Origin of the sequence: Modicisalibacter radicis, from assembly GCF_900961225.1 — a bacterium.
Lineage (GTDB): Bacteria > Pseudomonadota > Gammaproteobacteria > Pseudomonadales > Halomonadaceae > Modicisalibacter.
Genome location: NZ_CAAHFN010000114.1, coordinates 1 through 1070 on the forward strand (window position 1 = coordinate 1; position 1070 = coordinate 1070).

Genomic DNA, 1070 nt, shown 5'->3' on the forward strand with positions numbered 1-1070 from the left:
CGCTCGGCGTAGAGTTCGAGCTCATCATGGACCTTGCCTTGCAAGGCCGCCTCCAGGGCGCCGCGGTTCGCGTTGCCCGCGTAGGCGTCGTTGCCGCCACCGCCGAGGTTCGACTGGAAGATGCCCGCCGCACTCACCGGCAGAAAATCCTCGTAGGTGATCGGCCGGGCCTCGACGAGGCCCTGCTCGATCAATGCCTCGATATCCGAATCGCCCGCCTTGCCCGACCGCCGGCCGGCCTCGGTCGGCCGGTATTCGAAGAACGCCAGCGCCTGGCGACGCAGTTCCGCTTCCGTGTCGGGGAACTCGGCAAAGACCTCGGCCAGCACGCGCTGATGCTCGTCGTTGGTCAGCCCCGCCGTGCGACGGCGCGACTCGCCGAGCAAGCGGTCGTACAGCTCACGGCCTTTCGCGGTCAGCGCCACGCCGCGCTGTTCGATCTCGCCGAAGCGGGCGGTGTGGGTACCCTGGCGTTCGCCGACGAAGCGGGTCGTCTCCTCCAGCGCCTTGAAGCTGGTCTGGCGCAGCAGGATCGGGCAGTCGCGACGCGGCGGGCCCTCGATCACCGCCTTGGGGTTCATGCCGGCCTGGGGCATGCGCCGCTGGACTTCGTCGATGTCCAGGGTGCGCGGCGTCAGGTGGTTGATATGCGGCCCCCGGAAGCAGACCACGTCGGCGATCAGGCGATGCTCGGCATGCAGCGCTTCGTAGGTTTCCAGGTCCACGGTGGCATCCTGGTGCCAGCGGAAGGTCTCCAGCGCCTCGCTCACGAACCGATCGGCGTCCTCGTCGCCGAGCCCGCCCTGCGACTCGCACCGGGCGATCAGCTCGCGGGCCCCCGGGGTGAAGATGTCGCGCTCGGCGAGGATCTTTGCGGCTCGCTCGCGCAGGGTGTCGCTTTCGATCAGTTCGAGACGCAGCAGCGAGGTGAAGACCCGGAAGGGGTTGCTGGCCAGGGCCTCGTCATCGACCGGGCGAAACGCCGTGGAGTGCACGGGCACGCCGGCTTCCGACAGGTCGTAGTATCCGACCGGGACCATCCCCATCACGGCGAACAGCCGACGCAACAT

1 protein-coding gene is annotated in these 1070 nt (G+C 68.5%); it reads right to left on the bottom strand.

The annotated features are described in order from the left end of the window. Positions 1-1070, bottom strand: a 1070-nt coding sequence (gene hglS / locus HR9077_RS19105) for a 2-oxoadipate dioxygenase/decarboxylase HglS (protein WP_136068900.1), incomplete at both ends; no start/stop codon positions are given.